6 protein-coding genes and 1 pseudogene are annotated in these 5,000 nt (G+C 39.7%); 6 read left to right on the top strand and 1 reads right to left on the bottom strand.

The features are described 5' to 3' along the window. The 6 genes and pseudogenes from ACH2DQ_RS11920 to ACH2DQ_RS11895 all read left to right on the top strand — a co-directional run. Window positions 1–681, top strand: a pseudogene (locus tag ACH2DQ_RS11920) (carbamoyl-phosphate synthase large subunit); the annotation flags it as partial. Between the two features lie 324 nt (window positions 682–1,005). Continuing rightward, on the top strand, window positions 1,006–1,599 hold the full coding sequence (locus tag ACH2DQ_RS11915; RefSeq protein ID WP_394912457.1) for a zinc dependent phospholipase C family protein: 594 nt from the start codon (window positions 1,006–1,008) through the stop codon (window positions 1,597–1,599). 168 nt (window positions 1,600–1,767) lie between these two features. Then, window positions 1,768–1,962, top strand: a complete 195-nt coding sequence (locus tag ACH2DQ_RS11910; RefSeq protein ID WP_394912456.1) for a spore coat associated protein CotJA — start codon at window positions 1,768–1,770, stop codon at window positions 1,960–1,962. Beyond that, window positions 1,952–2,248 carry a spore coat protein CotJB gene (locus tag ACH2DQ_RS11905; RefSeq protein WP_394912455.1) on the top strand — a complete coding sequence of 99 codons (297 nt, stop codon included), beginning with the start codon at window positions 1,952–1,954 and terminating at the stop codon, window positions 2,246–2,248. Before ACH2DQ_RS11910 ends, ACH2DQ_RS11905 begins: the two co-directional genes overlap by 11 nt. Beyond that, the gene (locus tag ACH2DQ_RS11900; protein ID WP_394912454.1) at window positions 2,248–2,856 is read left to right on the top strand and encodes a manganese catalase family protein; all 609 of its coding nucleotides are present in this window, start codon (window positions 2,248–2,250) and stop codon (window positions 2,854–2,856) included. Before ACH2DQ_RS11905 ends, ACH2DQ_RS11900 begins: the two co-directional genes overlap by 1 nt. A gap of 289 nt (window positions 2,857–3,145) precedes the next feature. Next, window positions 3,146–3,301 carry a hypothetical protein gene (locus ACH2DQ_RS11895; RefSeq protein ID WP_394912453.1) on the top strand — a complete coding sequence of 52 codons (156 nt, stop codon included), beginning with the start codon at window positions 3,146–3,148 and terminating at the stop codon, window positions 3,299–3,301. A gap of 135 nt (window positions 3,302–3,436) precedes the next feature. Here ACH2DQ_RS11895 and ACH2DQ_RS11890 read toward each other — a convergent pair. After that, a partial coding sequence (locus tag ACH2DQ_RS11890) for an ABC-F family ATP-binding cassette domain-containing protein (protein WP_395026858.1) occupies window positions 3,437–5,000 on the bottom strand: 1,564 nt, incomplete at its 5' end.

The raw sequence follows: 5,000 nt of genomic DNA, 5'->3' as shown, positions 1-5,000 counted from the left end.
CGTACCGTGCCGTATATCAGCAAGGTTACCGGAATTCCAATTGTACCCCTTGCCACAAAAGTAATCTTAGGTGCGAAGATAAAAGATCTGGGCTATAAAGCCGGATTACAGCCGGAAGCTGACTATATAGCAATTAAGATGCCGGTATTCTCTTTTGAAAAAATCCGCGGTGCCGATATCAGCCTGGGACCGGAAATGAAATCCACAGGAGAATGTCTGGGTATTGCGAAAACCTTTGATGAAGCACTTTACAAAGCATTTCTGGGAGCTGGCATAAACCTTCCGAAATATAAAAATATGATTATGACTGTGAAGGATGCAGACAAAGAAGATGCAGTAGAGATTGGAAGAAGATTTGAAGCAATCGGTTATAAAATATATGCAACCAGAAGTACGGCGAAGAAATTAAATGAAAACGGCGTTCATGCAATCCGTATTAATAAAATTGAGCAGGAATCACCAAACTTAATGGATTTAATACTGGGACATGAAATTGATCTGGTTATCGATACACCATCACCAGGGGTGGAACGTGCAAAGGATGGTTTCCTGATCCGCCGCAATGCCATTGAAACCGGCGTAAATGTGCTGACTTCTCTGGATACGGCAGAAGCTTTGATTACCAGTCTGGAAAATACAGACATAGAAAAGCTTACATTAATTGATATAGCAACTGTTTAAAACTTAAGAAAGAAGAGTCTGGATCTGAATAACAGGGATTTCCTGAAATTAGTATCCAGACTTTTTTGATTTTTTTGGAAGAAATTACTATAGAAGCAAATATCGCTGTTAAAATCCTCCAAATAAATCTATAAAAAGATGCGAGATTTATATAATTGTTTTTATCAACTTTTTCAGCTTGTAGATAGTGCATAAGAATAATCTAACAAGATTGTTAAAATGTGTTATGATATTTACACAATTTTAACTTGCTTTTTTACTTTGAAAAGGCTACAATGAAAAAGGTAGCAAAAAGGTTAAGCAAAAGCCAGGAGGCCAAATCCATTGAGAAAAAAATCTCATATCTCGGTAGCGAGATATATTGTTAATAATCTGAACACCCAGGAGCTTGATAACCATAAGAAAGCATTTTATCTGGGAAGTATACTTCCAGACTGTAAGCCTTCTTTTTTGACTAAGAAACATGAGTTTTTTGGAACATTTGATCAGGTACGTGAGGATATCCGTAATCTTACGGAGGATTGTGATATATTTGGAAGAAATGAACGGGTATACTGGAGGCGTATTGGAGAGGTGATCCATTATGTAGCTGACTATTTTACATTTCCCCATAATGATACTTATGATGGAAATTTAAAAGATCATTGTATTTATGAAAAACATTTGAAAAAATATTTAAAAGAGTATATCAAAAGTGGAGAAGCATTAAGACAGCAGAAAGAGATGAAAACTTTCAAAACCGCAGAAGCGCTGTTCCATTTTATAGAAACTTCACATCAGGAATATCTGAAATTCAAGCGTTCCGTGGAAGAGGATGTGAAATACATTATTTCGCTTTGCCAGCAGGTTGTCGTGTCAATCGTGCAGCTGCTGAATATAAGAGTCGGTCAAATCGCACGTAATTATGCAATCGCATAGAACTTTATAAAGCAAGAAATGGAAAGCAGAGACAACAGCGTCTTTGCTTTTTTGTATTTTATGACATATCTGCAAGAAATCCCTGTCGTAAAAACGACAATTTCAGACATAATAAAAATGATGACGAAATTATTGTCATCATCTGAAATCGGAAAGGAGAATGATGTTATGGAATGTACTTGCGGTCAGGAAGGAAAATCTGCTTGTTTTTCACAAAGCTGTACTTGTATTCTGGCAATGGCAACTGTACCAAAGCAGACGTTTGGAGCAGTGTATGAACCACAAGAGGCTCTGAAACGAGGAACCATATTCCCGGATCTGGATCTGCCTTTTTATGCAGGAGGTGCTGATAATGGAAGATAGGAATGCCTTGTTGAATGAACTAGATGCAGTTAGTTTCTGCGTCAATGATTTGACTCTATACCTGGATACCCATCCAACGGATACTCAGGCACTGGATCTGTTTGGGCAGTACCTGGGGAAAAGGAAAGCGCTGATGGAAGAGTTTGAAGCGAAATTCGAACCGCTTACCATCGACTGTGTAAAGGCAGAAGGGATTCACGAAGCAAATACGGAGTGCTCTTATGATGGACAACGTCATTTTACCTGGGTAGATGGAAGAACACCTTGGGAAGGAGGGCTTGTGTAATGTGGACTTATGAAAAAAGATTACAGTTTCCCGTAAAAATTACCCAGACCTGTCCCAAAACTGCACAATTGATAATCAGCCAGTTTGGCGGTCCAGACGGAGAGCTGGCAGCATCTATGCGGTATCTGTCCCAGCGTTATACCATGCCGGACAAAGAGGTTGCCGGTTTATTAACCGATATTGGAACAGAAGAATTGGCGCATCTGGAAATAATATGTGCCATGATTTACCAGCTCACAAAAAATCTTACAGTGGATGAAGCAAAAACAGCAGGGTTTGATGCCTATTATATTGACCATACCACTGCACTCTGGCCCCAGGCAGCCGGCGGAGTTCCTTTTAATGCCTGTGAGTTCCAGTCAAAAGGAGATGCTATTACAGACCTGTTTGAAGATTTGGCTGCCGAACAAAAAGCCAGAACCACCTATGATAACATTTTGCGTCTGGTGCAAAATCCCGAGGTTAGAGAACCGATACAGTTTTTAAGAGCAAGAGAAGTTGTGCACTTCCAGAGATTTGGAGAGGCACTGGAGAAAACAAAAGAAAAACTGGATTCTAATAATTATTATTATACGAATCCGGAGTTTGACAAATTTCAGGTGCATTAAGCGATGGAAATTGGAAAAGGACAAATGGATGCCGTTTGTCCTTTTCTTTTCGTTACACTACCTATCATACACATAACGTCCTAATTAGCGCCCCACCCAATTTAGAAATTTCTCATAATACTTGACATAACTTTAAATGATACATACAATTAAAGTATAGACAGACCAACTGTACAGTTTCAAATTTTACAAATTCTTTACCTGACCCACAGACAGATTTTCCATTTGCTGCTTATAATATTTGGAGATGAACATGTAAACTTGTTTGTAATTTTCTGGAGGGATGAAGATGAAGAAGAAAATAGCAATAATGGGTTTCTTGTTAATGGTATTGTGCAACGTCACAGCCTGTACACAGATAAAGACGGCTAAGGAGTCAGAACCGATGACAGAGATGGAAGCAGAAGTTAAGATTGTGATGCAGAATGCGAAAATACAAAGATGATAAAATGCACAAAACAGGAAGTACAGTAAAACAGAAAACAACGATTTTGAAAAAACCGCATACAAATGCTCAGAGAAACTGGCAGATGGCAGAAAAAGAGACTGATTTCCCTCAGTCTCTTTTTTATGCATGAATTTAATTATCGTCTAAATCGCCTTCTGTTGAGTATACCTGACGTTTTCTGGCCATTTCATCACTTGCAAGATATTCGTCATAAGTAGTGATCTTATCGATCAGGGCACCGCCCGGCATGATCTCCATGATACGGTTAGCTGTGGTCTGAACGATCTGGTGGTCATGGGATGCAAACATGATTGCACCCGGGAATTTGATCAGACCATTATTCAATGCGGTAATGGATTCCATGTCCAAATGGTTGGTTGGCTCATCCAGGATCAAAACGTTTGCACCGGAAATCATCATTTTAGATAACAGGCAGCGCACTTTTTCACCACCGGATAATACCTTAACTTTTTTCACGCCGTCATCACCTGCAAAGAGCATACGTCCAAGGAATCCGCGCACGTAAGTGGCATCTTTGATTTCTGAGTATTGTGTTAACCAGTCTACTATAATGTAGTCATTGTCAAATTCTTTGGTGCTGTCCTTAGGGAAATAAGCCTGGGAAGTGGTAATTCCCCATTTGTAAGATCCGGAGTCCGGTTCCATTTCGCCCATTAAAATTTTGAAAAGAACAGTTTTTGCCAGTTCGTTTCCGCCTACCAGTGCAACTTTATCGTCATGATTTAATGTAAAGGACAGGTTGTCCAGGATCTTCACGCCTTCGATTGTCTTGGAAAGACCTTCTACGGTCAGAACTTCATTTCCGATCTCACGGCTTGGACGGAAATCAATATATGGATATTTACGGCTGGAAGGACGAATGGTATCCAGCTCGATTTTTTCCAATGCACGTTTTCTGGAAGTAGCCTGTTTGGATTTAGAAGCATTTGCACTGAATCGGGAGATAAAGTCCTGTAATTCTTTGATCTTATCTTCTTTTTTCTTGTTTGCTTCTTTCATCTGTTTGATCAGTAGCTGGCTGGATTCATACCAGAAATCGTAGTTTCCGGCATAGAGCTGAATCTTACCATAGTCGATATCAGCAGTATGGGTACATACCTTATTAAGGAAATAACGGTCATGGGATACCACGATAACCGTATTTTCAAAGTTAATCAGGAACTCTTCCAGCCACTCAATTGCATCCAGATCCAAATGGTTAGTAGGCTCATCCAGAAGAAGGATGTCAGGATTACCGAATAACGCCTGAGCCAGAAGCACCTTCACTTTTTCACTACCCTTAAGATCTCTCATGATTGCATAGTGGAGATCCGTTTCAATACCTAGTCCGTTTAATAACTGGGCTGCATCAGATTCTGATTCCCACCCGTTCATTTCGGCAAATTCGCCTTCCAGTTCACTTGCCCGGATACCATCTTCTTCCGTAAAATCTTCTTTTGCGTAGATAGCTTCTTTTTCTTTCATAATCTCATACAGTCTCTTGTTACCCATAATGACAGTATCCAGTACAGAATACTCATCATATTTAAAATGATCCTGTTGTAAGAAAGAGAGACGCTGACCCGGTGTGATAACAATATCACCCTGGGTTGTATCTAACTGTCCGGATAAAATTTTTAAGAATGTAGATTTACCGGCACAATTGGCACCGAGTAAACCATAGCAGATTCCTTCT

The organism is Robinsoniella sp., from assembly GCF_034124845.1.
The sequence above is the reverse complement of the archived record's forward strand: the minus strand, read 5'-3'. Positions and strand labels throughout refer to the sequence as shown.

Bases quoted from the DNA above. Each gene is read 5' to 3' on its own strand.
- ACH2DQ_RS11910 (WP_394912456.1), top strand. From the start codon at position 1,768: ATGGAATGTACTTGCGGTCAGGAAGGAAAATCTGCTTGTTTTTCACAA.
- ACH2DQ_RS11905 (WP_394912455.1), top strand. From the start codon at position 1,952: ATGGAAGATAGGAATGCCTTGTTGAATGAACTAGATGCAGTTAGTTTC.
- ACH2DQ_RS11900 (WP_394912454.1), top strand. From the start codon at position 2,248: ATGTGGACTTATGAAAAAAGATTACAGTTTCCCGTAAAAATTACCCAG.
- ACH2DQ_RS11895 (WP_394912453.1), top strand. From the start codon at position 3,146: ATGAAGAAGAAAATAGCAATAATGGGTTTCTTGTTAATGGTATTGTGC.